General features: G+C 72.0%; 24 protein-coding genes. 9 read left to right on the top strand and 15 right to left on the bottom strand.

Going from position 1 to position 23444, the window contains the following annotated elements; genetic code table 11:
* Positions 1-219 precede the first annotated feature (219 nt).
* Positions 220-1005, bottom strand: a complete 786-nt coding sequence (locus RFN52_RS21070; protein ID WP_184848128.1) for an AraC family transcriptional regulator — start codon at positions 1003-1005, stop codon at positions 220-222.
* 70 nt (positions 1006-1075) lie between these two features.
* Between RFN52_RS21070 and RFN52_RS21065 the strand changes: the two genes are divergently transcribed.
* Both RFN52_RS21065 and RFN52_RS21060 read left to right on the top strand, forming a co-directional pair.
* Positions 1076-1909 (top strand): phytanoyl-CoA dioxygenase family protein, encoded by an 834-nt coding sequence (locus RFN52_RS21065; protein WP_184848127.1) that lies wholly within the window; start codon positions 1076-1078, stop codon positions 1907-1909.
* A complete protein-coding gene (locus RFN52_RS21060; protein WP_184848126.1) occupies positions 1906-2181 on the top strand; it encodes a hypothetical protein in 276 nt (91 codons plus the stop codon). Before RFN52_RS21065 ends, RFN52_RS21060 begins: the two co-directional genes overlap by 4 nt.
* Here RFN52_RS21060 and RFN52_RS21055 read toward each other — a convergent pair.
* Complete coding sequence (locus RFN52_RS21055) at positions 2175-2843, bottom strand: SRPBCC family protein (protein ID WP_184848125.1); 669 nt, start codon at positions 2841-2843, stop codon at positions 2175-2177. The two genes, RFN52_RS21060 and RFN52_RS21055, sit on opposite strands and share 7 nt — an antisense overlap.
* A gap of 52 nt (positions 2844-2895) precedes the next feature.
* On the bottom strand, positions 2896-3930 hold the full coding sequence (locus RFN52_RS21050; protein ID WP_184848124.1) for a medium chain dehydrogenase/reductase family protein: 1035 nt from the start codon (positions 3928-3930) through the stop codon (positions 2896-2898).
* A gap of 106 nt (positions 3931-4036) precedes the next feature.
* On the opposite strand from RFN52_RS21050, the gene RFN52_RS21045 reads away from it, so the two are divergent.
* The gene (locus tag RFN52_RS21045) at positions 4037-4696 is read left to right on the top strand and encodes a TetR/AcrR family transcriptional regulator (protein ID WP_184848123.1); all 660 of its coding nucleotides are present in this window, start codon (positions 4037-4039) and stop codon (positions 4694-4696) included.
* A gap of 37 nt (positions 4697-4733) precedes the next feature.
* On the opposite strand, the gene RFN52_RS21040 is transcribed toward RFN52_RS21045, so the two are convergent.
* The 9 genes from RFN52_RS21040 to RFN52_RS21000 form a co-directional block, all read right to left on the bottom strand.
* The gene (locus RFN52_RS21040) at positions 4734-4922 is read right to left on the bottom strand and encodes a hypothetical protein (protein ID WP_181361411.1); all 189 of its coding nucleotides are present in this window, start codon (positions 4920-4922) and stop codon (positions 4734-4736) included.
* 110 nt (positions 4923-5032) lie between these two features.
* Complete coding sequence (locus RFN52_RS21035) at positions 5033-6235, bottom strand: acyl-CoA dehydrogenase family protein (RefSeq protein WP_184848122.1); 1203 nt, start codon at positions 6233-6235, stop codon at positions 5033-5035.
* Position 6236: 1 nt separating this feature from the next.
* Positions 6237-7196, bottom strand: a complete 960-nt coding sequence (locus RFN52_RS21030) for a 3-hydroxyacyl-CoA dehydrogenase NAD-binding domain-containing protein (RefSeq protein WP_184848121.1) — start codon at positions 7194-7196, stop codon at positions 6237-6239.
* Positions 7193-7939 (bottom strand): acetoacetate decarboxylase, encoded by a 747-nt coding sequence (locus RFN52_RS21025; RefSeq protein ID WP_184848120.1) that lies wholly within the window; start codon positions 7937-7939, stop codon positions 7193-7195. Before RFN52_RS21025 ends, RFN52_RS21030 begins: the two co-directional genes overlap by 4 nt.
* Positions 7940-7946: 7 nt before the next feature.
* A complete protein-coding gene (locus RFN52_RS21020) occupies positions 7947-8723 on the bottom strand; it encodes a crotonase/enoyl-CoA hydratase family protein (protein ID WP_184848119.1) in 777 nt (258 codons plus the stop codon).
* A 19-nt stretch (positions 8724-8742) separates the two neighbouring features.
* Positions 8743-9912: a CaiB/BaiF CoA transferase family protein gene (locus RFN52_RS21015; RefSeq protein ID WP_184848118.1), complete on the bottom strand. Its 1170-nt coding sequence runs from the start codon at positions 9910-9912 to the stop codon at positions 8743-8745.
* Positions 9913-10088: 176 nt separating this feature from the next.
* Positions 10089-11000 carry a LysR family transcriptional regulator gene (locus RFN52_RS21010; RefSeq protein WP_184848117.1) on the bottom strand — a complete coding sequence of 304 codons (912 nt, stop codon included), beginning with the start codon at positions 10998-11000 and terminating at the stop codon, positions 10089-10091.
* Between the two features lie 51 nt (positions 11001-11051).
* On the bottom strand, positions 11052-11303 hold the full coding sequence (locus RFN52_RS21005; RefSeq protein WP_311241010.1) for an AidA/PixA family protein: 252 nt from the start codon (positions 11301-11303) through the stop codon (positions 11052-11054).
* Between the two features lie 7 nt (positions 11304-11310).
* Positions 11311-12792 (bottom strand): MFS transporter, encoded by a 1482-nt coding sequence (locus RFN52_RS21000; RefSeq protein WP_184848116.1) that lies wholly within the window; start codon positions 12790-12792, stop codon positions 11311-11313.
* Between the two features lie 60 nt (positions 12793-12852).
* Between RFN52_RS21000 and RFN52_RS20995 the strand changes: the two genes are divergently transcribed.
* From RFN52_RS20995 to RFN52_RS20980, 4 genes are all read left to right on the top strand, one after another.
* Entirely contained in the window at positions 12853-13944 is a 1092-nt protein-coding gene (locus tag RFN52_RS20995) for a helix-turn-helix transcriptional regulator (RefSeq protein ID WP_229856615.1), read from the top strand.
* Positions 13890-15065 carry a sensor histidine kinase gene (locus tag RFN52_RS20990; protein WP_184848115.1) on the top strand — a complete coding sequence of 392 codons (1176 nt, stop codon included), beginning with the start codon at positions 13890-13892 and terminating at the stop codon, positions 15063-15065. Before RFN52_RS20995 ends, RFN52_RS20990 begins: the two co-directional genes overlap by 55 nt.
* On the top strand, positions 15062-15775 hold the full coding sequence (locus RFN52_RS20985; protein WP_184848114.1) for a response regulator: 714 nt from the start codon (positions 15062-15064) through the stop codon (positions 15773-15775). The genes RFN52_RS20990 and RFN52_RS20985 overlap by 4 nt, the downstream gene beginning before the upstream one ends.
* A gap of 96 nt (positions 15776-15871) precedes the next feature.
* Positions 15872-17047, top strand: a complete 1176-nt coding sequence (locus tag RFN52_RS20980; protein ID WP_184848113.1) for a serine hydrolase domain-containing protein — start codon at positions 15872-15874, stop codon at positions 17045-17047.
* A 9-nt stretch (positions 17048-17056) separates the two neighbouring features.
* Here the strand turns inward: RFN52_RS20980 and RFN52_RS20975 are convergent, their stop codons facing one another.
* From RFN52_RS20975 to RFN52_RS20965, 3 genes are all read right to left on the bottom strand, one after another.
* On the bottom strand, positions 17057-17734 hold the full coding sequence (locus RFN52_RS20975; RefSeq protein ID WP_184848112.1) for a response regulator transcription factor: 678 nt from the start codon (positions 17732-17734) through the stop codon (positions 17057-17059).
* A complete protein-coding gene (locus RFN52_RS20970) occupies positions 17731-18966 on the bottom strand; it encodes a sensor histidine kinase (protein WP_184848111.1) in 1236 nt (411 codons plus the stop codon). The genes RFN52_RS20975 and RFN52_RS20970 overlap by 4 nt, the downstream gene beginning before the upstream one ends.
* Before the next feature lie 106 nt (positions 18967-19072).
* Positions 19073-21280 (bottom strand): MMPL family transporter, encoded by a 2208-nt coding sequence (locus RFN52_RS20965; protein ID WP_184848110.1) that lies wholly within the window; start codon positions 21278-21280, stop codon positions 19073-19075.
* 347 nt (positions 21281-21627) lie between these two features.
* On the opposite strand from RFN52_RS20965, the gene RFN52_RS20960 reads away from it, so the two are divergent.
* Entirely contained in the window at positions 21628-21831 is a 204-nt protein-coding gene (locus RFN52_RS20960) for a cold-shock protein (RefSeq protein WP_003991681.1), read from the top strand.
* Positions 21832-21983: 152 nt separating this feature from the next.
* Entirely contained in the window at positions 21984-23432 is a 1449-nt protein-coding gene (locus tag RFN52_RS20955; protein ID WP_184848109.1) for a DEAD/DEAH box helicase, read from the top strand.
* The last annotated feature ends 12 nt before the right edge of the window (positions 23433-23444 follow it).

Here is a 23444-nt window from a genome sequence, read left to right as displayed (position 1 = left end):
GGCCGCAGTCGGTGGCGTCGGGCATCACGCTCAGGCATCACGCGCCATGGGTCACGCGTCACGCGTGAGGCGTCATGCGTGAGGCGTCACGCGCCGTGCGCCGTGCGTCAGAAAGAGAGGAGACCGCTCACGCGGAGCGGTCGGTATCAGGGACGCCGTCACGGGCGGCGTTGTGGACGCGGACAGGCACCACTCGCCTCGGCGACGGGCTGCTGACGCCTACGCGCCCGCGGCCTGCCGCACGGCGCGCGGGGACGCGCCGAGTTCCTTGCGGCAGGTCTTGTTGAACGCCTGGAGGTCGGGGATGCCGACCGTCGCCGCGACGGCCGGGATCGCCAGCGTCGAGGCGACGAGCAGGTGGCGGGCGCGCTCCATGCGGCGGCGCCGGACCCAGCCGACGACCGTGTGCCCGGTGTCCTCGCGGAACAGCCGGGTCAGGTGCGTGTGCGACACCCCGGCGGCCCGGGCGATCCCGGGGACGCTCAGCGGGTCGGCCAGGTGCTCCTCGATATGGGCCATGGCCGCCCGCAGCGCCGGGTGCCGGGACCCGGAGGGCGGCTCGGCGGCCTCGGCCAGACCGGTCGTGCGCCACAGTGCCGTCCACAGTTCCGCGGAGGCCCGGGCCGGGGACTGCGCGCACGCCGCGATCGTCTGGCGCAGCAGGGCGCCCAGCACCGCCGCCTCCGCACCGGCGTCCTGCATCGCCGGGAGCCGGCGCCGCTCCCCGTCGCCCGGCAGCCGGAAGTGTGCGTACAGGTGCTCGCAGCGCGGGGCGTCGTAGTGGAAGTGCACCTCCGTGCCGGGCGGTACGAGGCTGAGGTGGCCGGGGCGGATCGGGTGCCGCGCGCCGCCGAACTCCAGGGTGCCGGAGTAGCCGTAGAGGTGGAGCTGCCACAGGTGCGGGAGGCGGAAGACCTCGTGCGGGCCGGCCGAGCCGTGCACGCCCACGCCCGCATGAACCAGGTCCGGCGGCAGGTCGAGGGGCAGTTCAACGAAGGTCGGCATGGTGGAAAATTACCAGTGGTTGCCGAATACGCCCCACGACAGCATGCCTCCGCGCTCCTACGGTTGCGTCATGCCAACCACGAAACAGCTGCTGAGCTCCGCCGAGGTGGCGCGCTTCACGGCCCACGGTTTCCTGCGCCTCGACGGCGTCGTGCCCCGGGAGATGAACGAGGAGGCGCTCGGTGTCTTCGCCGCCGGAGCGCTGCCCGCCGTGCCGTACGGAACCGCGGTGCCGGTGGCCTTCCCGGAGGGTTCCTTCGCCCGACGGCTCCTCGAACTGCCCGCTGTGGCAGGCGCGCTGGAGAGCCTGGTGGGTCCGGATCCGGCCGTCGACCACCACTTCGTCCACACCCGCCCGCCCCATGAGGGCAGCGCGCAGCCGTTGCACGCCGACGCCCTCATCGATGTGCGGGCCGACGCGTTCGACGTGCAGCTCATGTACTACCCGCAGGAGGTCACCGCCGGCATGGGCGGCACGCTCGTCGTCCCGGGCAGCCATCTGCGCCGCATCAACGAGTCCGACACCGGCCGCTACCAGAACCTGCGCGGCCAGACCCGGCTGACCTGCCCGGCCGGCACCGTGCTGCTGCTGCACCACGGCATCTGGCACGGCGGGCGGCGCAACGACAGCGACACCGTCCGCCACATGTACAAGATCCGCTTCAATCCGACCGTGCCGCAGGTGCGGCTGTGGGACACGCGGGACGTGGACTCCCCCGCCGTCCGCGAGGAGTTGCGGCGCACCTTCCCCTGGTACGAGCAGGCCACCGCCCGGCTGGAGATCCACAACCGGATCCTGCTGTGGCGCTCCCTGACCGCCGACCCCGGCTTCGACATCGACCACTGGGCGACCCGCATCTCCAACCGGCCCGCCGCGCACGCCGCATCGAGGAGCACCGTATGACCACCACCCGGCAGCAGGTCCTCGTCCTCTACCTCGACACCTCCGCCCTCGACTCCAGGGTGGTGGGATGGGCCCGCTACGACGGCACGGGCTCGACCCGCCCGACGACCGGCGACAGCGACGAACCCCCGTACGAGACGGGGGTCGGCGCCCTGGAGGACGGCTGGCGTCTCTTCCAGGCGGCGCAGCTCGTGCCGCCGTATCCGGGGGCGGAGCACGCGACGTCGTTCCTCAAGCACGAGTTCTTCTTCGAGAAGCTCGTGTCTCAGTGAGGACGGCCGCCGGAGCGCGCTTCGGCGGTGGCCTTCAGGTCGCGCAGCCACGCTTCGAGGCCCTGTCCGAGGGCCTCGGTCGCGGTTCGGACGTCCGCTTCGACCTGGTCGCCGGTCCAGGTCTCCTCGGTGTGCACCCGCACCCCGCCCCGGACCTTCCGGAAGGTCCACAGGTGGACGCCCTCGTCGATGCGCAGGCCCTCGCCTGTCGCGGGCCCCTTCCACAGGATGCAGTCCTTATCGCGCAGGCGCTGGACGGTGGAGGTGATCTCCAGGGTGGTGGCGGGGGTGGTGGGGGTGGCGGGCGCCGGGGTGGTCCAGCGGAACCGCGAGCCCTTCCGCAGCGGGCCCTGGTCGAGACGCTCCATCGTGGTGACCGGCGGCTGCCAGGAGGGCCAGCGCTCGACGTCCGTCTGCAGCTTCCAGACCGTGCGCAGCGGCGCCTTGACCAGGATGTCGGACTCGTAGCGGATGAGGGCGCCGGAGTCGACGCCGCGTCCGCCGCAGCGGGAACCGCCGGTCCCGCCGTGGGCGGCTGCCTGGGCGGTGGGGGCCGTGGCGGCGAGAACACCGGCGAGGGCGAGGGCCACCGCGGCCGCGCGCAGACGGGGACGGGGCGGGGGGCGCTGGTCGCGTGCGGCCGGTGTGCCGTTGCTGGACATGGTGGTCCCTTCCGGTGGGGTGGGTCGGTCGGCTGCTTGAGGGGCGGGCCCGCTACGGGACGAGGACGACCTTCCCGGCGACCGTGCCGGACTCGGCCAGCCGCAGGGCCTCGGCGACGCGGGCGAGCGGCAGTCGGGCGGCGATCCGGGCCGTGACCTCTCCGCGCTGGAGGGCGGCGAACACCTGGGTGAGGTCGGCGCGCAGCCGGGACCGGAAGCGGTTCTTGGCGAGGGCCTTGCCGGCCCAGACGTTGTAGAAGAAGGCGCGGCGGCGGTTGGGCAGCGCGTTCCACAGCCACACCCTCAGGAGCAGCTTGAGGACGGGCCACTGCTGGGAGCCCTCGTCGTCCCGGGTGGAGGCGCTGCCGTAGGAGACGAGGGTGCCGCCGGGGGCGAGGAGGCGCCAGGAGTCGGTGATGCCGTGGCCGCCGACGTGGTCGAAGACGGCGTCGACGCCGCCGGGGGCGAGGGCGCGGATGCGGGCGGCGACGTCCCCGGCGCGGTAGTCGACGGGGACGACCCCCTGTTCCCGCAGGGCGTCGTGGTGGCGCGCGGAGGCGGTGCCGATCACCCGTGCTCCCGCGGCCAGGGCGAGCTGGACCAGGACCGAGCCGACGCCGCCGTTCGCGCCGTGCACCACGACGGTGTGCCCGGCGCGGACACGGGCCTTGCGGTGCAGCATCTGCCAGGCGGTGACGCCGTTGACGACGAGGGTCTCCGCCTCCGCCGCGCCGACCCCGTCGGGCACCGGTACGACGTCCGCCGCGTCCACGAGCACGTGGCTGGCCCAGCCGCCGACCTTCACCAGCGCGGCCACGCGGGTGCCGGTCAGGCCCGGGTCGGCGCCCTCCCCGGCCGCCAGCACCGTGCCGACGAGGTCGTAGCCGGGGACGAAGGGGAACGGCGGCTGGTCGTAGTAGCGGCCGCGCCGCATCTGCTGCTCGGCGAAGGAGACGCCCGTCGCCTCCGTCCGGATCACGACCTGGCCGGGGCCGGGGGCGGGCACGGCCCCGCGGCGGATCCGGAGCTCCTCGGGCTCCACCCGGCCCGGCAGGACGACCTCGACGAGTTCTCCGGTGCTGTTCATGACGACCTCCGCTGACGCCCGCTCTGATTACTTGCCCTTGCGTTCGTTATAGGTTCTAACTCAGACGCAGCGCGAGTGTCAATAACTTCAGTGATAACCTCTAACCATGACCCAGGCCGACAGTGGAGCGACCCCCCGCGAGCGCTACCGCGCCCAGGTGCGCGCGGAGATCAAGGAACGGGCGTGGGAGCAGATCGCGACGGCGGGCGCGTCCGCGCTGTCGCTCAACGCGATCGCCAAGCAGATGGGGATGAGCGGCCCGGCGCTGTACCGCTACTTCCGCGGACGCGACGAGCTGATCACCGAACTCGTCCGGGACGCCTACCGCAGCCTCGCCGACACCGTCGCGGCGGCGGCGAAGGACGGCGCCGGGGTGGCGGCGCTGGCGCACGCCCTGCGGGACTGGGCCCTCGCGGACCCGCAGCGGTACTTCCTCGTCTACGGCACACCCGTGCCCGGCTACCACGCGCCCGACGACATCACCGCGATCGCGTCCGAGATCATGGCGCTCCTCCTGGACGCCTGCGCCGGGGTGACCGCGGACGCCCCGGCGACCCCGTTCGGCACGCACCTCGCAGACCACCGGGACTGGGCGGACGGCCATCCGGCCCCGCCCGCGGCCCTGCACCGGGCCCTGACCTTCTGGACCCGGCTGCACGGCGTCCTGTCACTGGAACTCGCCGGCCACTTCACGGGCATGCGCTTCGACCCGGCACAGCTCTTCGCCGCGGAGGTCGACACACTGGCGGGCCCGCCGCCCGCCTAGGGCACCCGGGCTCACGGGCTCACGGGCTCACGGAGGCTCAGCGCTTCTGCGCCCGGTAGCGCTTCATCAGCGCCGTGATCCGCGTCTGGTCCGCCCGGCCGTTGAGCTCGGTCAGCAGGTCGTCGGGGCACAACTCGTAGAGGTCGCCCCACCAGCGGCGCCCCCGGTTGTCCCAGATGCGGTAGCCACCGGGCACACCCCTGGCCACGTAGCGTCTCCTGCTCACCGCCCCGACCGTACGGGGCCCGGGGCCGGGCGGCCACACAATATGCCCACGGACAGCACGAAACCCCGGGCGGGGACCCGAGGTTGGTTCGTTCCGCCGTGTGCCGGAGATCAGACGAAGGCGCTCTCACCGGTGATCGACTTGCCGACGATCAGGGTGTTCATCTCGCGGGTGCCCTCGAAGGAGTAGATCGCCTCGGCGTCGGCGAAGAAGCGGGCGATGTCGTGCTCCAGGAGGATGCCGTTGCCGCCGAAGATCTCACGGCTCCAGGCCACGACCTCCCGCATCCGGGAGGTGACGAACGCCTTGGCCAGCGAGGAGTGTTCGTCGCGGAAGATTCCGGCGTCCTGCAGACGGGCGAGCTGCACCAGCATGCCCCAGGAGGCGGTGACGTTGCCGAGGCTCTTGACCAGCAGGTCCTGCACCAGCTGGAAGCCGCCGATCGGGCGGCCGAACTGGCGGCGCTCCCGGGCGTAGTCCAGGGCCAGTTCGTAGGCGCCGATCATCACGCCGAGCGCCTGCCAGGCCACGCCCGCGCGGGTCGCGCGCAGGATCTCGGCGACGTCGCGGAAGGAGTTGATGTTCTTCAGGCGATTGGCCTCCGGCACCCGGACGCCGGTCAGGGTGATCTCGGCGTTCTCCACGATCCGGAAGGCGATCTTGCCCTCGATCTTCACGGGGTCGAAGCCGGGCGTGCCCTTCTCGACGACGAAGCCCTTGACGTGGTTGTCGTCGACGTCCCGCGCCCACACCACGACGTAGTCGGCGAAGGTGGCGTTGCCGATCCACTTCTTGGCGCCGTTCAGGACCCAGGTGTCGCCCTCGCGCTCGGCGGTGGTGCGCATGCCGCCCGCGACGTCGGAGCCGCCGAGCGGCTCGGTCATGGCGAACGCGCCGATCTTGTCCATGGCGGCCATCTCCGGGAGCCAGCGGTCGCGCTGCTCCTGGTCGCCGCCGGACTCGATGGAGTACATCGCCAGGCCGTTGTGGACGCCGAAGAAGGTGGACACCGAGGCGTCGGTGCGGGCCATCTCCATGGCCATCGTGCCGCTGAGCAGGTTGCTGACGGCGGGACGGTGCTCGCCGTAGCCCTCGTAGGGCAGACCGGCCAGGCCGCTCTCGCGGAACAGGCCGATGAGCTCCTCCGGGAACCGGTCCTTGGCCCAGTTCTCGTTGACCAGCGGCTTGACCTCGTCGCGCAGGAAGGCGCGGGCCTTGAGGAGGAGCTTGCGCTCGTCGTCCGGCAGCAGGGCCTCGTAGGTGTAGAAGTCGGCGGTCAGCTGGTCCTGAAGCGGTTCCATGGTGGTGGTCATCTCAGTTCTCCTCCTTGTCCGCGCTGTCCAGGGCTGCCAGGACAGCGAGTTGCCTGCGGTCGCGCGTCCCGGTGAGTTCCGAGTACGTGGAGGAGCCGTAGGCCTTTTCCACGGCTTCGATGAGCTGTTCCTGTGCTTCCTCTTGTTCCTTGTCCTGCGACGGGGTGCCGAGCCCTGCCCCCGTCCGCTGCATCGACCTGCCGATGTGCTCGACCAGGTGCCGGTAGCCGCCGGGGCCGCCGCCCAGGTGCGCGCCGAGGAACGGCCCAACGGTGGCCCAGCGCAGGCCCAGCGAGTTGATCACGGCCTTGTCGAGGTCCGCGGGGGTCACCACGCCCTCCTGGACGAGGTACGCGGCCTCGCGGCTGAGGGCGTTCTGCAGACGGTTGCCGACGAAGCCGGGGATCTCCTTGCGCTCGACGACCGGGGTGCGGCCGACCGAGGTGTAGAAGTCCACCGCGTCCAGCACGGCGTCCTCGCCGGTGCGTTCGCCGGGGACGACCTCGACGAGCGGCACCAGGTGCGGCGGGTTGAAGGGGTGGCCGATCAGCACCCGGGCGGCGTCCTCGTCGGACAGCTCACCGGTGAACGCGGTCGACGGGATCGCCGAGGAGGAGCTGAGCAGCAGGGCGTGGGCGGGTGCCTCACGGGCGAGGGCGGCGAACAGGTCCTTCTTGAACCCGGCCCGCTCGGGGCCGTTCTCCTGGACGACGTCGGCGTCCCGGACGGCCTCGGTGACATCGGCGGCGAGGTGCACGCGGCCGGCGAGGCCGGTGACGTCCAGGCCGCGCTCTGCCAGATGCGGGGCGTAGGCGGCCAGGGCCTCGTCCACGGCCTCGGCGAGGTCGGGGCGCGGGTCGCTCACCCGGACGGTCAGGCCGTGCGCGGCGAACAGCGTCGCCCAGGACAGTCCGATGGTCCCGGCGCCGATCACCGCGGCGGTCCGGAAGGCGCGGGTCATGACGCGGCTCCCTTCAGGTAGTCGTGGACCGGCTCGACGCCTGCCAGCGTCAGGTCGGTGAGGATGTGGCCGGCGGAGACGACCTCCAGCACCGGCAGGTCGGCCAGCGGGGCGAGCACGTGCTGGAACAGCTGGAGCCGGGCGGGGCCGGTCCAGGCACCCTTGACGGTGACGTCGGTGATGCGGGTGCGGACGAGTTCCTGCACGCGCGGCAGCCCGTCGTAGCCGGGGATCGTCTTGAGCATGAAGGTCGGCACGGTGATCTGTGCCTCGGCCTCGGCCCGGTCCAGCTCGTGGTGCTTGTAGCCCATCGTCGCGGTGGCGACCCGCAGGCCGCCGTGGTCGAGGGTGCCGACGAGCGCGCCGGAGTCGACGTACAGCGCCGGCGAGCCGATGACCTTCGGGTAGGCGGAGACCTCGCGGCCGGAGGCCGTCGCCGGGAAGTTGTCCAGGTGCATCGTGTGCAGGTACTCGCCCTGCTCGCCCTCGAAGCCGACGGGGATCGCCTGGCCGGCCTCGGTGTAGGGGCCGTAGCCGCTGACGTCGCCCATCTTCATGACCTCGAACCGGACCAGCGGCTCGTCGATCCGCAGGGGTTCGGGGACGACGGCCCGCAGGGCGTCGGGGTCGGTGCGGTAGACGACGTTGAGGTACTCGCGGTCGGTGAACCGCGGGACCGTCGGCGCGTACGCCGGACCGGCGAGGGGGGTGGTGACGTGCTGTCGTACGTCTGCGGCCTTCACGTCCGGCTCACCGCCCGGTCCACCGCGCGGGACGGCGCTCCGCGAAGGCGGTCATGCCCTCGCGGACGTCGTCCGAGGCCATCAGGGTGTTCATCTCGCCGCTCTGGAACGCGAAGGCCTCCTCGTCGGACGCGCCTTCGGCGGCGCGGACGACGCGCTTGACGGCCGCGAGGGCCAACGGGGCGTTCGACGCGACCCGTTCGGCCAGCCGGAGCGCCTCGGCGACGGCCTGCCCCTTGCCCGTGACCCGGTTGGCCAGGCCCAGTTCGCCGGCCCGGCGGCCGTCGACGGGCTCGCCGGTCAGCAGGAACTCCATCGCGAGGTGGTGCGGGATGCGCTCGGGCAGCCGGATCACTCCGCCGCCCGCGGCGATCAGGCCGCGCTTGACCTCGGGCAGGCCGAACCGGGCGTCCTCGGCGGCGACGATCAGGTCGCAGGCCAGGGCCAGTTCGAAGCCGCCGCCCATGGCGAAGCCCTCCACGGCGGCGATGAGGGGCTTGTCCGGCCGGGATTCGGTCAGGCCGCCGAAGCCGCGGCCCTCGACGTCGGGCGACTCGCCGCGCAGGGCGGCCTTGAGGTCCATGCCGGCGCTGAACGTGCCGCCCTCGCCGGTCAGGACGCCGACCCGCAGGGCGGGGTCGGCCTCCAGCTCGTCGAGTACGGCGGCCAGCGCGGTGGCGGTCGCCGCGTTCACGGCGTTGCGGGCCTCGGGACGGTCGAGGGTGATCAGCAGGGTGGAGCCGATGCGTTCGGTGCGCACGACGGGAGGTGTGGGGGTGCTCATGACTGTCCTCCTGTGGCAATCAGCGGGTGGCGGCGTCGAGTTCGGCGAGGACGTCCTCGGTGTCCTGGCCGGCGACCGGTGCGAGCCGGCGGATCGAGCCGGGGGTGGCGGAGAAGCGCAGCGGGATGCCGATGGTGCGGACCGTGCCCTCGGTCGGGTGCTCGGCGGTGTCGAGCAGGTGGCCGTCACGGACGTAGGGGTCGTCGTGGGCGCGGTCGAGCTCCAGCACCGGGGCCATCGGGATGCTGTGCTTGGCGCACACCTCCGCCCACTCCTCGGTGGTCAGCACCGGGGCGCAGGCCGCCAGCAGCCCGGCCAGGTCCTCGTGGTCGGCGCTGTCGATGGCGTCGCCGTTCACGCGCGGGTCCTCGGCGAGGTCCGGGCGTCCGGCGGCGGTGAAGAAGTCCCGGTAGTTGTGCGGGTTGTACGGCATGACACAGGCCAGGCCGTCCTTGGTGCGCACCGCCTTGTGGCCCTTCAGCATCGACAGGGCGAAGCCGGTGGGGCCGGTCTCGGGCACGTGGGTGTGGCCCGCGAGGTGCTCGACCAGGTTGAACGCGATCAGCGTGTCGGTCATGGGGATCTCGATGAGCTGGCCCTGGCCGGTGTTGTTCCGGTGCAGCAGGGCGGCCAGCACGCTGTAGGCGATGGTCAGCGAGGAGACCTTGTCGCCGATGATGGTCGGCAGGTAGACGGGCTCGCCGAGGGCCCGGTCGGCGATGTCGACGAGACCGGAGGCGGCCTGGACGGTCTCGTCGTACGCGGCGTTCCCGGCCCGGTCCGAGTCGCTGCGGAAGCCCTGGGCGTGCGCGTAGACGAGGCCGGGGTTGCGGGCGGCGATGTCGTCGTAGGACAGGCCGAGGCGGTGCAGGGCGCCGGGGCGCATGTTGGTGATCAGTACGTCCGCGGTGTCGATCAGCCGCAGTGCGCGCTCGCGGTCGGTGTCGTCCTTGAGGTTGAGGGACACGCTGCGCTTGTTGCGGTTGACGTTGAGGTTCAGCGGGGTCATGCCCGGGGTCGTGCGGTAGTGACCGGTGCGCACGGTGTCGGACGGCGACTCGATCTTGATCACGTCGGCGCCCAGGTCTCCGAGGATCTGGGCGGCGTAGGGGCCCATCACCACGGTCGAGAGATCGATCACCCGGACGCCCTGCAGCGGGCCGGCGACGGTGTCGGTGGTGTCCGTCATCGGTTTCTTCACTCCTTCGCTCACCATGTGCGTGTATCTGGAAACTAAGTTAGCGCGGAGTTTCTCCGAATGGAAACGAATGGTGTGACCGAATAACGAAAAGCGGTATGACCGCAGTGGTCATACCGCTTTTTGTGGAGGTTTTACGGTGGTTATGGGTCTGGCTGTGAATCTGGTTACGAGTGGAGCGGCTCGGCGAAGACCTCCCGGACCGCCGCCACGACTTCTCGCAGGTCACCGCCGTTCGCTCGGTCCTTGCGCCAGATCAGCCCGGTCTCCAGACGAGGATGGAAATCGGAGAAGGGGAGGACGGCGACGTTGTCGAGACGGTAATTCTGCACCGGACTCCTGGAGTCCAGCATGGAAATGGAGAACGCCAGACCACTGGAGACTATTTCGGAAATCCCCTCGAATGTGGCGCTGCCCAGTTCGATGCGCTTCTTGATGCCGAGTTCGGCGAGCTGCTGGTCGAGGCCGCGGAAGTAGGCGTTCGTCACCGCCGTCGGGGAGCCCGCGTAGGCGAGTTCCGCCAGTTCCGCGAGGGCGACGGACTCGCGCCCGGCGAACCGGTCCCGGGGCACGACCGCGCCGAGCCGCTCCGACATCACCGGCAACTGCTCCAGCGCCGGGTCGCCACCGGCCGGGAGCCGGGCCAGGGTCAGCGCCAGCCTGCCGTCGCACACGGCGTCGACGAGCCGGTCGGTGCCGCCGGGCCAGCGTTTGATCTCGAACCGGTCGCTGGCCCGCTCGGCCAGGGCGTCCATCCGTTCCCGCAGGTCGGGATGGACGCCGGTGGGCATGCCGAGCAGCAGGGTGGTGCGCTGCGGCCGGGCCGTCTCGTCCAGCCGCCATGTGATGGAGTCGACCTGTTCCAGCACCCCGCGCGCGATCGGCAGCAGCGCGTTGCCGGCCGCGGTGAGCCGTACGTGGTGGGTGTCCCGGTCGAACAGCCGGTGCCCGACCTCGTTCTCGAGATCCTTGATCCGCCGGCTCAACGGGGAGGCCGCCATGTGCAGTTTGCGGGCGGCGGTGGAGAAGTTCAGTTCTTGGGCGACGGCGAGGAAGTAGCGCAGGTGCAGAAGCTCCACGGGATCAAGCCTAGCCGCTGCGCCCCTGCCCCCTCGCTGCCGCCGGAGACGTCAGGCCTCTTCGATCGTGATGAAGGGATCCCACTGGACATAGCCCTTCAACTGCCGGTGGCGGTCGAGGATCTGGAAGGAGAAGTGGTACACGACCTTGCCGGGCCTTTTGACGGTCGTGCGCCAGTAGTGGTCCGCGTAGCGCTGCGTCTCGAATTCCGGCCTGCCTTCCGTGCCCTCCTTCGGCAGGGGGTGGACGCCCTCGACGACCTCGATCTCCGGTGTGCGGATGAGCTGGGGATCGCTGCTCACCGCGGGATCACTGGTCGACCTGCTCGGCCGCGGTCTTCGGGAGCGCGAGCATCACGAGTGCAGCCACGACGTAGAGCGCCGTGGACGCGACGAGGACGATGCCGAGCGCGTGACTGTAGTCGGCCGGTCCCGGTGTGCCGGTCGTCGTTCCGGTGACCGTGGTGAAGAAGGCTGTGCCGAGAACGGCGATACCGATGGCGCCGCCGATCTGGTTGACGGTGGAGAGCACCCCGCCCACGGCACCGGCATTGCGGCCGGGGACGCCGGCCAGGACGACGTTGACGAGCAGGGGGGCGGCGAGACCGAGCCCGAGTCCGCCGATGAAGAGGGCGAGGGCAAGGAGCCGGTATCCGGGGTCATTGCCGTCCTCGACGATCACCCACAGGACCAACTGAGAGGCCGCGATGGTGAGCGAGCCGGTGATCAGCAGAGCCTTCCCGGCCCTGGCGGCGAGAGCTACACCGACTCCTGATGTGATCATCGAGCCGAGCGCGTAGGGCAGGATCACCAGGCCGGTCTCCCACGCGGTGCGGCCGGTGCCGTTCTGCAGGTAGACCGACAGGGTGAGGAAGAACGACCCGATGCCGCCGAAGAAGAGCACGGACGCGCCCAGGCCGATCGCGAAGGCGCGGATGCGCAGCAGAGCCGGGTCGAAGACGGGTTCCTTCCCGCGTCCGGTGAGGCGGCGCTCGTAGGCGAGGAAGACCGCCAGCAGGATGGTTCCGGCGGCGAGGAGGGCGTAACTGGCCCAGGTCCAGCTCCAGTTCTCGGTCTGGATGATCGGCAGGAGGATAAGGAGGATGCCCGAGGCGGCGAGCATCGCACCCAGGAGGTCCAGCCGCGCGGTCGAGGCGGAGCGGGACTCCGGCAGCACCTTCGCGCCGATGATCAACGCAAGGACCGAGACAGGGACGTTGATCCAGAAGATGGTGCGCCATCCCAGACCGAACAGGTCGGCGTCGACGAGGAGCCCGCCCAGCAGCGGGCCGGCGACCGACGCGAGCCCTTGGACGGCCCCATAGGCGCCGAACGCCTTGGCACGCTCCGGCGGAGCGAACGTCGCCCGAATGATCCCGAACACCTGCGGGACCATGATCCCCGCGGTCAGTCCCTGCGCGGCGCGCATGCCGATGAGCATCCCTGGACCGGCGGCCAGCGCACAGAGCGCGGAGGTGACCATGAACCCGGCCATTCCGATCAGGAACAGGCGCTTGCGGCCGTACTGGTCACCGAGTCGTCCCCCGGTGATCAGGCCCGCGCCCAGGGCGAGGACGTAGGCGGCGACTGTCCACTGGATCTGAGCGTCGCCGGCCCCGAGGTCCCCGGCCACCGCCGGGGCCGCGACGGTGACGATCGTCGCGTCGAGAAGATCCATGAAGGAACCGAAGAGCACCACCAGGAGCGCTGCGTTCGCCCCCGCGCCGGAGACCAGTGCCGGGGAGGCATGAGGTGGACGCGTGTCCTCTTGAGAACTCTGTGAAGCGGTCATGCCGGGCACCATGGCAGCGATAGTTGTCACGGAGTGACCGCTTTGATGGGAGGATGCGCCATGGCCGCCACGTCCGCGCGGACGCTCAAGCTGCTGTCGATCTTCGGGATCGGCCTGACGCTGACCGCCGGGGAACTCGCCACCAGGCTCGGGACGTCGGTGCGGACCGTGCGACGCGACATCGACACGCTCAGAGAGCTCGGGTACGAGATCGAGGCCGTGCGCGGAGCGGGCGGCGGCTACCGGCTCGGCCGCGCCACCCGGTTGCCGCCGGTCGTCTTCGACGAGGACCAGGCGGTCGCCGCGGCCGTCGCGCTCCAGACGGTCCCCACGATCTTGGACGGCGTTCGCGAGAACGCGGCCCGCGCCCTCGCCACGTTGCGGCAGGCGATGCCCGCCCGCAGCCGTGCCCACGCCGAAGCCTTCACCGTCTCCGCGGCGCGCAACTACTGGGAGTTCCCCGCGGCGCCCATCGACGCCGAGATCATCCGCGTCATCGGGGGCGCGATCCGCCGGCAGCACGTGATCCGCCTGGACTACTCGGGCGGGGACGCGCCGGCGACGCTCACGCTGGAACCGCACGACCTCGTCGTGTGGGCGGCACGGTGGTACCTCGTCGCGTTCGAACCGGAGGCGGACCGATGGCGCGCGATGCGGGTCGACCGCCTCGAACCACGCATGCCCACGGGCAGGACCTTCGACCGCCGCGACGTCCCCCACGGCGATCCGGTCGCGTTCGTCATGAGCACCCACGACCGCGGCGACATCCCTGCGGACTGGCCCTGCCGCGGCTCGGCGCTCATCGCCCTGCCCGCACCCGTCGTCGCCCGGTTCGCCCCCGGCGGATCGACGGTCGAGCACCACACCGACTCCAGCTGCCGGCTCACGCTGGGCGCGTGGTCCTGGGCAGGGGTGGCAGGACTGCTCCTGACCTTCGACGCCGATGTCACGGACATCGAACCGGCAGAACTGAGGCAGACCCTGCGTTCCCTGCGCACCCGTATCGATGACGGGCTGCGAGCCGGTGAGGACAGCGGTGGCAGCGGGGCGCCTTCCTGGCTCACGGGGCATGACGCGGCCCGTTATCGTGTGCGGGCGTGGGGGGCATCGGCAGGGACGTACGGGAGTGGTGGGAGCGCGGGCGGGCGCTGACGGCGGCCAATCCGCTCCTCGTCGACATCGGTATCGCGCTGCTCGTGCAAGGTGCGGTGACCATGCCGTTCGTCGTGCCCCGGGCGGCCGGGTCGCCTCCCGCGACCTGGGGCGCGTACGGGCTGAGCACGCTCACCGTGCTGCCCCTGGTCTGGCGGCGGCGCGTCCCCGTCGCGGTGCTGTTCGCGGTGCTGGCCACCACCGCGCTGTACGGCCTGGTCATGGACGGGCCCGGGCAGCCGCTGCCGTACACCGGACTGGTGGTCGTGTACACGATTGCCGCGCTGTCGCCCGCGTGGAAGCGGGCCGTCACCGGGGCCGTGCTGGTGGTGGCCGTGCCGGTGGGCGTATGGCTCAACACCCGGTCGGCACGTGAACTTACCTTCTCGGTCTTCGTGATCGCCGCCGCCTACGTCTTCGGGCGGCTGACCGACGCCCGGCAGCGGGCCCACCGCGTCGAGGCCGAGCAGGCCGCCGCACGCGAACGGGCCCGGATCGCACGGGAGATGCACGACATCCTCTCGCACGCCGTGAGCCTGATGATCGTCCAGGCCGAGGCCGGGCCGGTGGCGGTGCGTACCGCGCCCGAGCGGGCCGAGGCCGCCTTCGACGCCATCTCCGCGACCGGGCGGGACGCCATGGCGCAACTGCGCCACATGCTGGGGGTGCTGCGGGACGGCACCGACGAGGCCGACGGCACCGAACCGCGCGAGCCGCAGCCCGGGCTCGCCACACTGCCCGGTCTTCTCGACCGGGTGCGCGGGAGCGGACTCGACGTCGTGTACCGGACCGTGGGGGACGCCGCGCCGGTGGCCGACGGGGTCGGGGTGACCGTCCACCGGGTGGTCCAGGAGGCCCTGACCAATGTCGTCAGGCATGCGGAGGCCAAGGCCGTGACGGTACAACTGGCCTATACGCGAGATGAGTTGGAGGTCACCGTGACCGATGACGGGCGAGGGGCGCGGGCCGTGTCCCGCCGGGGCGGGCACGGACTCGTCGGGATCCGCGAGCGGGCCGCGGCCCACGGGGGCAGCGCGGTCGCCGGCCCGCGAGCGGACGGGCACGGCTTCGAGGTACGGGTGCGGATTCCCCTCTCCGTCCCGGCGAAGGCGGGGACATGACGATCCGTGTCGTCGTCGCCGACGACCAGGAACTCGTGCGCAGCGGCTTCGCGATGATCCTGGACGCGCAGCCGGACATCGAGGTCGTCGCCGAGGCGGGTGACGGCCAGGGGGCCGTCGACGCGGTACGGCGGCACGCGCCCGACGTCGCGCTGCTCGACATCCGGATGCCCCGCATGGACGGCATCGAGGCCTGCCGGGCGATCAGCGCGGCGGGCGACTGCCGGACGGTGATGCTGACGACCTTCGACTCCGACGACTACGTGTACGACGCGCTGCACGCGGGTGCCAGCGGCTTCCTGCTCAAGGACGTCCGCCGCGACGACCTCGTGCACGCGGTGCGGGTCGTCACCCGGGGCGACTCGCTGCTCGCCCCCTCCGTCGCCCGGCGGCTGGTCGAGCAGTACACCCGGCCCGCCACCGCCCGGTCCCGCCGTCCCGATCCGCGGCTCGGCGTCCTGACCGCCCGGGAGCGCGAGACGCTGCTGCTGCTCGCGCGCGGTCTGTCGAACGCCGAGATCGCCGCCGAGCTGGTGGTCAGCGACCACACCGTCAAGACGCACGTCGGCAACGTGCTCGCGAAGCTGGGCCTCCGGGACCGCATCCAGGCCGTGATCTGCGCCTACGAGACCGGTCTCGTCGCCGCCGGCGATCCCCCGCCCGGGGGATCGGCCGGGGCCGGGCCCTCCCCCGCACCGGCGAGGAAGTGACGCGGCAGGACCACCGGCGGGGGCGATCCGCCGCACGGCGCGGCTGCGGAGGATGAGGACGTCGCTCGACGTCGCCTCTTTCCAACGGAGTTCGCCATGAAGACGCGTACCAGCCTGCTGACCGCCGCCGTGCTCGTCGCGGGGCTCGCCGTGGGGCCGTCCGTGCTCCCGGCCGCCGCCTCCGCCCCCGCCGCCCCGACGGCCGCGCCGACGGCGGCGCCGTCCCCGGGCCCGGCCCTCGAAGCGGCCATCGCGGGCCTCCCCCGCGCCGACGCCACGGCCGCACTCGTGCGGCTCGGGGGCAAGGAGGGCGTGTGGCGCGGCAGTTCGGGCGTGCACGATCTGGAGACCGGCCGGCCCGCCGATCCGGCCGCCCGCTTCCGCGCCGGGTCGGTGACCAAGGTCTTCACCGCCGCCGTCGCCCTGCAACTGGCCCGGGAGGGGCGGCTGGACCTCGACCGCAGCGCCCGCTCGTACCTGCCGGAGCTGATCCCGGCGTCGTACGGACGCGTCACCGTTCGGCAGCTCCTCAACCACACGCACGGCATCCCGGCCCCCGACTTCCCCGGCACCACCGTCGAGGAGGCGTACGCGAACCGTTTCCAGGTCCACGCCCCCGAGGACATGGTCCGCTCGGCGACGTCGAAGAAGCCCGAGTTCGCGCCGGGCGAGCGCCAGCACTACCTCAACATCGGCTACACCGTCACCGGCCTGCTCATCGAGCGCGTCACCCATGACTCCTACGAGCGTCAGGTCGCCCGGCGGGTGCTCGGGCCGCTGGGGCTGCGAGACACGTACTTCCCGGGGACGAACCCGCGCATCACCGGGCCGCACAACCACGGCTACCAGACCATGCGCCTCGACGACGGCACGACCGGACTCCGGGACGTGTCCGTGTGGGGCTCGACGGACGGATGGGCGGCCGGAGACGTCATCTCGACCACCGCCGACCTGGAGCGCTTCACGGGCGCCCTGTTCAAGGGCCGGGTCGTGCGCGGGCCGCTGCTGGAGGAGATGTTCACGCTGCCGGAGGTGACCGACTTCGGGACCGGGGAGCCGGCCGCCTACTCCGTCGGTCTGTCCATGAAGGTGCTGGGCGGACGCGAGGTCTGGGGCAAGACGGGCGGACGCTGGGGCTACAACGCCGCCATCGCCTCCACCCGCGACGGCTCCCGCACCCTCGTCTACGGCGTCACCTCCACCGACGCCAAGGGCCAGGGCATGAACAGGACCGCCGAGAGCATCATGGTGGCGGCCTACGGCAGGCCGTAGAGCCCCGCGTCACGCCGGTGGCGTCGCCCGTACGAGCCCGGTCTGATACGCGATGACGACCAGCTGCGCGCGGTCCCGGGCGTGCAGCTTGGTCATGGCCCGGTGGATGTGGGTGCGGACGGTCAGCGGGCTGAGCGTGAGGTCCTCGGCGATCTCCATGTTGGACCGGCCCTCCGCGGCCAGCGCCATCACCTCCCGTTCCCGGACCGTGAGGTCGGCGAGGCGCTCGGGGGGCGCGAGGCCGGTGCCGGGGGCCGGCGCCAAGAGGAAGCGGGTGATGAGGGAGCGGGTGGCGACGGGCGAGAGGAGGGCCTCGCCGGAGGCCACCGTGCGCAGACCCGTCAGAAGGGTGTCGGCGGTGACGTCCTTGCCGAGGAAGCCGCTGGCGCCGGCGCGCAGGGCCTGGGCGACGTAGTCCTCGGTCTCGAACGTGGTCAGGATCAGGACGCGGGTGGCGGACAGCTCCGGGTCGGCGCACAGCTCGGAGGTGGCGGTGAGGCCGTCGGTGCCGGGCATGCGGATGTCCATGAGGACGATGTCGGGGCGCAGCTCCCGGGTCAGCTCGACCGCCTCGGCGCCGTCGGAGGCCTCGGCGACCACCTCCATGTCCGGGCAGGAGTCGATGAGGATGCGGAACGTGGCCCGCAGCAGCGCCTGATCGTCGGCGAGCAGCACCCTGATGCTCATGCGCTGGTTCCTTCCGCGAGGTGGACGGAGGGTTGCAGGGGCAGCGCCGTGGTGACCTCGAAGCCGCCCTGGGGGCGGGGGCCCGCGCACAGTTCGCCGCCGATGGACAGGGCGCGTTCGCGCATGCCCGTCACGCCGAAGCCGCGGCCCCGGGCGGCCTCCGGTTTGCTGGGGCCGTCGTTGCTGACCGTGATCAGCAGGCGGGAGCCGGTGTAGGTGAGCAGGACGCGGGCGGCCTCGGCCGTGGCGTGCTTGGTGACGTTGGTGAGGGCCTCCTGCACGATCCGGTACGCGGTCAGGTCGACGCCGGGCGACAGCGGCTGCGGCTCCCCTTCCGTGTCGACGGTGACCTTCAGGCCCGCCGACTCGCACGCCGAGACCAGCTCGGGCAGCCGGGACAGGCCCGGGGACGGGTCCAGCGGCCCCGAACCGGCGACCTCGCCGTCCTGGCGGAGCAGGCCGAGGGCGGCCTTCAGCTCCCGCAGCGCGGAGGACGTGGTGCCGGTCAGGTCGTTGAGGATCTTCTGAGTCTGCTCGGGGCGGGTGAGGGCGAGGTGCGCGGCCGTGCCGGCCTGGGCGTTGGCCAGGGCCATGTGGTGGGCCACGACGTCGTGCAGCTCCCGGGCGATGCGCATCCGCTCCTCGGTGACGCGCAGCCGGGCCTCCTCCTCGCGGGTGCGCTCGGCGTGCTCGGCCCGGGCCTGCACGGCCTGGAGGTAGGCGCGCCGCAGCCGCGTCATGTTGCCGGCGGCCAGGGGCAGCATCAGCCAGAAGAACGGGCCGATCGTCCTCAGCAGCAGCGAGAGGTGGTCCATGGAGTCGGTGAGCACGGCCGCGACGATCACCGCCACCATGGTGCCGACGCCGTAGACGCGGGTGGTCCTGCGGTCGGTGAGGGTGGCGAGCCAGTACAGCCCCGCCATGATCGGTGCCAGCAGCAGGGGTGTGAGCAGGTAGCCCATCACGACCGCCGTGACCGTGCAGCCCGTCGTGATCACGACGACGGTGCGCGGGTTGGCGCGGTGCCTGAGCAGGGCGAGGCAGGCCACGCCCATGAGGACGACGCCGGCCTTGTCCTGGGCCGGCGGGTCGGCACCGGGCAGGGACAGGGAGGTGCCGAAGGTCGCGCAGCCCATCAGTCCCAGGACCATCGCCAGGTCGACGAGGAAGGGGTGCTGCTCGGCGAATTCCTCCAGGCGGTCCGCGTAGCGGCGCTCCAGGGGGATGCTCATGGGGCTCTCCGGTCGGTGGGGCTGGAACCATCGTGGTCGACGGCGGGCCGCAACGCCCGGGGGCCGCCCGTGTCCTTCGCCACGGGCGGCCCTGGGCGGGGGTTCCTCAGGTGCGCGCCGGCTCCAGGTCGGGTGCGGTGTCCGGGGCCTGTTCCCGCTCCGGCCGGCTGAGGGCCTCGCCCTCCACGTCGACCCGCGGCAGCGCCCGGTCCAGCCACTTCGGCAGCCACCAGGCCTTGTCGCCGAGCAGGGCGAGGACGGCCGGCACGATCGCCATCCGCACGACGAACGCGTCGAACAGGACGGCCGAGGCGAGCCCGAAGCCGATCATCTTGATCATGGAGTCGCTCTCGCCGATGAACCCGGCGAACACCGCGATCATGATGAGGGCGGCGGCCACGACCACCCGGGCGCTGTGGTGGAAGCCGGAGGTGACCGCCTGGGAGGGCGACTCGCCGTGGACGTACGCCTCCCGCATCCGCGAGACGAGGAACACCTCGTAGTCCATCGCGAGGCCGAAGACGATGCCCACCAGGAAGATCGGCATCAGGCTCATGATCGGGCCGGTCTGCTCCACGCCGAGGAGCTCCGCGCCGTGGCCCTGCTGGAAGACCACGACGACCGCACCGAGCGAGGCCAGCACCGACAGCAGGAAGCCGAGGGCCGCCTTGAGCGGGACGAACAGCGACCGGAAGACCACCAGCAGCAGCACGATCGCCAGGCCGACCACGACGACCAGGTACGGGATCAGCGCTGCCTGGACCTTCTCGGCGATGTCGATGTTCATCGCGGTGGTACCGGTGACCTCGTAGCTCGCGCCGGTGCCGGACTCGATGCCGGGGCGCTCGTCCCGGATGGTGGTCACCAGGTTCTTGGTCTTCTGGTCGGTCGGCGCGGTGGCGGGCACGGCCGAGAAGACGGCGGTGTCGCCGGCCTCGTTGAAGCGGGCCGGGGAGACGGACACGATCCCCTTCGTGCCGCCGATCTCCTGCGCGATCGTGCCGGCGGCGGCCTTCGGGTCGGCAGCGCCCTTGGCGTCCACGACGATGGTCAGCGGCCCGTTGAAGCCCGGCCCGAAGCCCTCCGCGAGCGCGTCGTAGGCCCGCCGCTCGGTCGTGGAGACCGGCTTGGCCTCGTCCCCGGGCATGCCCAGCTGGAGGTCGGCGGCGGGCAGGGCGAGGGCGCCGAGACCCACGACGCCGAGGAGCAGGACGGGTATGGGGCGGCGCAGCACGAACCGCGCCCAGCGGGTGCCGGCGTTGGCCCCGGCGTTCTCCTCGATCCGGCCGCTCTTGCGTGCCTTGCGGGTGAGCACGGCGTTCGGCCAGAACCCGAGGAGCGCCGGGACGAGGGTGAGCGCGATCAGCACGGCGACGACGACCGCGCCCGCCGCGGCCAGCCCCATCTTGGTGAGCATCGGGATGCCGACCACGGCGAGCCCGGCCAGCGCGATCACGACGGTGAGCCCGGCGAACACCACCGCGGACCCGGCCGTACCGACGGCCGTCCCGGTCGCCTCCTGCGGCGTACGGCCTTTGGCACGCTCCTCGCGGTAGCGGGAGACGACGAACAGGGCGTAGTCGATGCCGACGGCCAGGCCCAGCATCATCGCGAGGGTGCCGGTGGTCGTGGACAGGCCCAGGGCGCCGGCCAGGGCGAGGATCGTGGCCATGCTCACGCCGACGCCGATCACGGCCGTGAGCAGGGGCAGCCCGGCGGCGGCCAGCGAACCGAAGGTGATCAGGAGCACCACCGCGGCGATCGCGACGCCGATCACCTCGGCCATGCCGCCCGGCCCGCCCTCGGCGGCCAGCGCGGTACCGCCCGCCTCGACGGTCAGCCCGGAGTCCCGGGCCTGGTCGATGGTCCGCTCCAGGTGGCTGCGGCTGGCGTCGGTGAGGTCGGCCGCGCCGACCTTGTAGGTGACCGTCGCGAAGGCCGTCGTGCCGTCCTTGCTGACGGTCTTCGCCGCGAACGGGTCGACGGCGTTCGCGACCTGCGTGCCGTCGCCGAGTCCGGCCACGGCCTTCTCGACGGCCTTCTTGTTCCCGGCGGCCGTGACCTTCTCGCCGCCCGGCGCGATGAAGACGACCCGGGCCGTCGCGCTGTCGGCCGTGGCGCCGGGGAAGCGCTGCTCCATCAGGTCGAACGCCTTCTGGGACTCGATGCCGGGCATCGAGAACTCCTCGTCGACGGCCCCCGGCGCCTTGAGGGCGCCCAGCCCCACGGCGGCCAGGACGGCCGCCCAGACCAGGGCGACGTACCAGCGTCGCCGGAAGGCCAGACGGCCCAGTCGATACAGGAAAGTAGCCACGGCAGGAGGTCTCCACATCTGGTGTCGGACGTGGGCCAAGCCTGTCCGCGGGCGGGTCGTCCCGTCGTCGTGCGCCTGCCGACAATCTCCGGTACTCGAAACGCAGTACGCACGGGCGGACCGATCCACCCCGGGTACGAGATTTCCGGGCCATCCGACCCGGCCTGTGCTACGTTGGTTCGCGTTGCAGTTTTGGTTCCCAGAGACTTCGAGTGCTCTTTCGACCTTTTGTCGACGAGCACTCTTTTTTGTGTCCGAGGATTCTCGGATCTCCTTAGGGTGATCAGATCGGCGACTACGGGTCCGCAAGGTGCGGGCCCTGAGTACTGCCCTCAAGGGAGATTCATATGGCTACCGGCACCGTGAAGTGGTTCAACTCGGAAAAGGGCTTCGGCTTCATCGAGCAGGAGGGTGGCGGCCCGGACGTCTTCGCCCACTACTCGAACATCGCCACCTCTGGCTTCCGTGAGCTCCAGGAAGGCCAGAAGGTCACCTTCGACGTCACGCAGGGCCAGAAGGGCCCGCAGGCCGAGAACATCGTTCCCGCCTGACGCGTACGCGAACGCCCTGAACCGGGGCCCGCACCCTCGCGGTGCGGGCCCCGGCTCGTTTTGCTCTTCTCCGGCTCAACTCTTGCGAATCCAGCGGCCCTCCGGCGCCGCCGCGCATTCCTCGACGCGTGCCGCATCGAGGAAGGTTCCCCATGGACCGCACCGCTCGCAAGAACAACGGCTCTCCCCATTCCCGCGGCAACGGGTACCGGCCCCGCAAGTCCGGCGGCGCGGGTAGCGCCGCCCGCCCCGCGGGCGGCGGACGCGGCGGGCGCCGCCCCGCCCCCAGCCAGGAGTTCGCACCGCCCGCCACCGTCACCCCGGCGCTGCCCGCCGTCGAGGCGTTCGACGACCTCGACCTGCCCGAGCGGCTGCAGGCCGCGCTGCGCGCCGAGGGCCTGACCGCGCCGTTCCCGATCCAGGCCGCGACCCTGCCCAACTCGCTGGCCGGCCGGGACGTCCTCGGCCGCGGCCGCACCGGCTCCGGCAAGACGCTCGCCTTCGGGCTCGCCCTGCTGGCCCGCGTCGACGGGCAGCGGGCCGAGCCCCGGCAGCCCCTGGCCCTCGTCCTGGTGCCCACCCGCGAGCTGGCCCAGCAGGTCACCGACGCCCTCACCCCCTTCGCCCGCGCGCTGCGGCTGCGGCTCACCACGGTGGTCGGCGGCCTGCCGATCGGCCGGCAGGCGAACGCGCTGCGCACCGGTGCCGAGGTCGTCGTCGCCACCCCCGGCCGGCTCAAGGACCTCATAGACCGAGGCGACTGCCGTCTGGACCACGTCAGCGTCACCGTCCTCGACGAGGCCGACCAGATGACCGACATGGGCTTCATGCCGCAGGTCACCGCCCTGCTCGACCAGGTCCGGCCCGGCGGCCAGCGAATGCTCTTCTCCGCCACCCTGGACCGCAACGTCGACCGGCTGGTCCGCACCTACCTGCACGACCCGGTGGTCCACTCCGTCGACCCCTCCGCGGGCGCGGTCACCACGATGGAGCACCACCTGCTGCACGTGGAGGACGACGACAAGCACGCCACCACGACCCGGATCGCCGCCCGCGACGGACGCGTGATCATGTTCCTGGACACCAAGCACGCCGCCGACCGGCTCGCCAAGAAGCTGCTGGCCGTGGGCGTGCGCGCCATGGCCCTGCACGGCGGCAAGTCCCAGTCGCAGCGGACCAAGACCCTGGCCCGCTTCAAGGACGGCCAGGTCACGGTCCTGGTGGCCACCAACGTCGCCGCCCGCGGCATCCACGTCGACAACCTGGACCTCGTCGTCAACGTGGACCCGCCCGGCGACCACAAGGACTACCTGCACCGCGGCGGCCGTACCGCACGGGCCGGGGAGTCCGGCACCGTCGTCACGCTGGTCCTGCCCCACCAGCGGCGCGAGATGACCCGGCTGATGGCCGACGCCGGGATCACCCCGCAGGTCACCCGGGTCCGCTCGGGCGAGGACGAACTGAGCCGCATCACCGGGGCGCAGGAGCCGTCGGGCGTGCCCGTCGTCATCACCCCGCCGCCCGCCGAGAAGCCCGCGGCGCGCACGGGTTCCGCCCCGAACGGGCGGCGGAGCAGGCCGTCCCGGGGCCGCCGCCGCTGAACCGGCCCCGGG

Origin of the sequence: Streptomyces collinus (assembly GCF_031348265.1) — a bacterium.
Lineage (GTDB): Bacteria > Actinomycetota > Actinomycetes > Streptomycetales > Streptomycetaceae > Streptomyces > Streptomyces collinus.
The sequence above is the reverse complement of the archived record's forward strand: the minus strand, read 5'-3'. Positions and strand labels throughout refer to the sequence as shown.

What these genes read in the sequence shown, in the direction of transcription:
- RFN52_RS21030 (WP_184848121.1), bottom strand. Translation starts at nt 7,196, where the DNA reads ATGACCCGCGCCTTCCGGACCGCCGCGGTGATCGGCGCCGGGACCATC.
- RFN52_RS21070 (WP_184848128.1), bottom strand. Translation starts at nt 1,005, where the DNA reads ATGCCGACCTTCGTTGAACTGCCCCTCGACCTGCCGCCGGACCTGGTT.
- RFN52_RS20955 (WP_184848109.1), top strand. Translation starts at nt 21,984, where the DNA reads ATGGACCGCACCGCTCGCAAGAACAACGGCTCTCCCCATTCCCGCGGC.
- RFN52_RS21035 (WP_184848122.1), bottom strand. Translation starts at nt 6,235, where the DNA reads ATGACCACCACCATGGAACCGCTTCAGGACCAGCTGACCGCCGACTTC.
- RFN52_RS20995 (WP_229856615.1), top strand. Translation starts at nt 12,853, where the DNA reads ATGGCCGCCACGTCCGCGCGGACGCTCAAGCTGCTGTCGATCTTCGGG.
- RFN52_RS21065 (WP_184848127.1), top strand. Translation starts at nt 1,076, where the DNA reads ATGCCAACCACGAAACAGCTGCTGAGCTCCGCCGAGGTGGCGCGCTTC.
- RFN52_RS20985 (WP_184848114.1), top strand. Translation starts at nt 15,062, where the DNA reads ATGACGATCCGTGTCGTCGTCGCCGACGACCAGGAACTCGTGCGCAGC.
- RFN52_RS21060 (WP_184848126.1), top strand. Translation starts at nt 1,906, where the DNA reads ATGACCACCACCCGGCAGCAGGTCCTCGTCCTCTACCTCGACACCTCC.
- RFN52_RS21000 (WP_184848116.1), bottom strand. Translation starts at nt 12,792, where the DNA reads ATGACCGCTTCACAGAGTTCTCAAGAGGACACGCGTCCACCTCATGCC.
- RFN52_RS21020 (WP_184848119.1), bottom strand. Translation starts at nt 8,723, where the DNA reads ATGAGCACCCCCACACCTCCCGTCGTGCGCACCGAACGCATCGGCTCC.
- RFN52_RS20970 (WP_184848111.1), bottom strand. Translation starts at nt 18,966, where the DNA reads ATGAGCATCCCCCTGGAGCGCCGCTACGCGGACCGCCTGGAGGAATTC.
- RFN52_RS21050 (WP_184848124.1), bottom strand. Translation starts at nt 3,930, where the DNA reads ATGAACAGCACCGGAGAACTCGTCGAGGTCGTCCTGCCGGGCCGGGTG.
- RFN52_RS20960 (WP_003991681.1), top strand. Translation starts at nt 21,628, where the DNA reads ATGGCTACCGGCACCGTGAAGTGGTTCAACTCGGAAAAGGGCTTCGGC.
- RFN52_RS21055 (WP_184848125.1), bottom strand. Translation starts at nt 2,843, where the DNA reads ATGTCCAGCAACGGCACACCGGCCGCACGCGACCAGCGCCCCCCGCCC.
- RFN52_RS21015 (WP_184848118.1), bottom strand. Translation starts at nt 9,912, where the DNA reads ATGACGGACACCACCGACACCGTCGCCGGCCCGCTGCAGGGCGTCCGG.
- RFN52_RS20975 (WP_184848112.1), bottom strand. Translation starts at nt 17,734, where the DNA reads ATGAGCATCAGGGTGCTGCTCGCCGACGATCAGGCGCTGCTGCGGGCC.
- RFN52_RS21045 (WP_184848123.1), top strand. Translation starts at nt 4,037, where the DNA reads ATGACCCAGGCCGACAGTGGAGCGACCCCCCGCGAGCGCTACCGCGCC.
- RFN52_RS20980 (WP_184848113.1), top strand. Translation starts at nt 15,872, where the DNA reads ATGAAGACGCGTACCAGCCTGCTGACCGCCGCCGTGCTCGTCGCGGGG.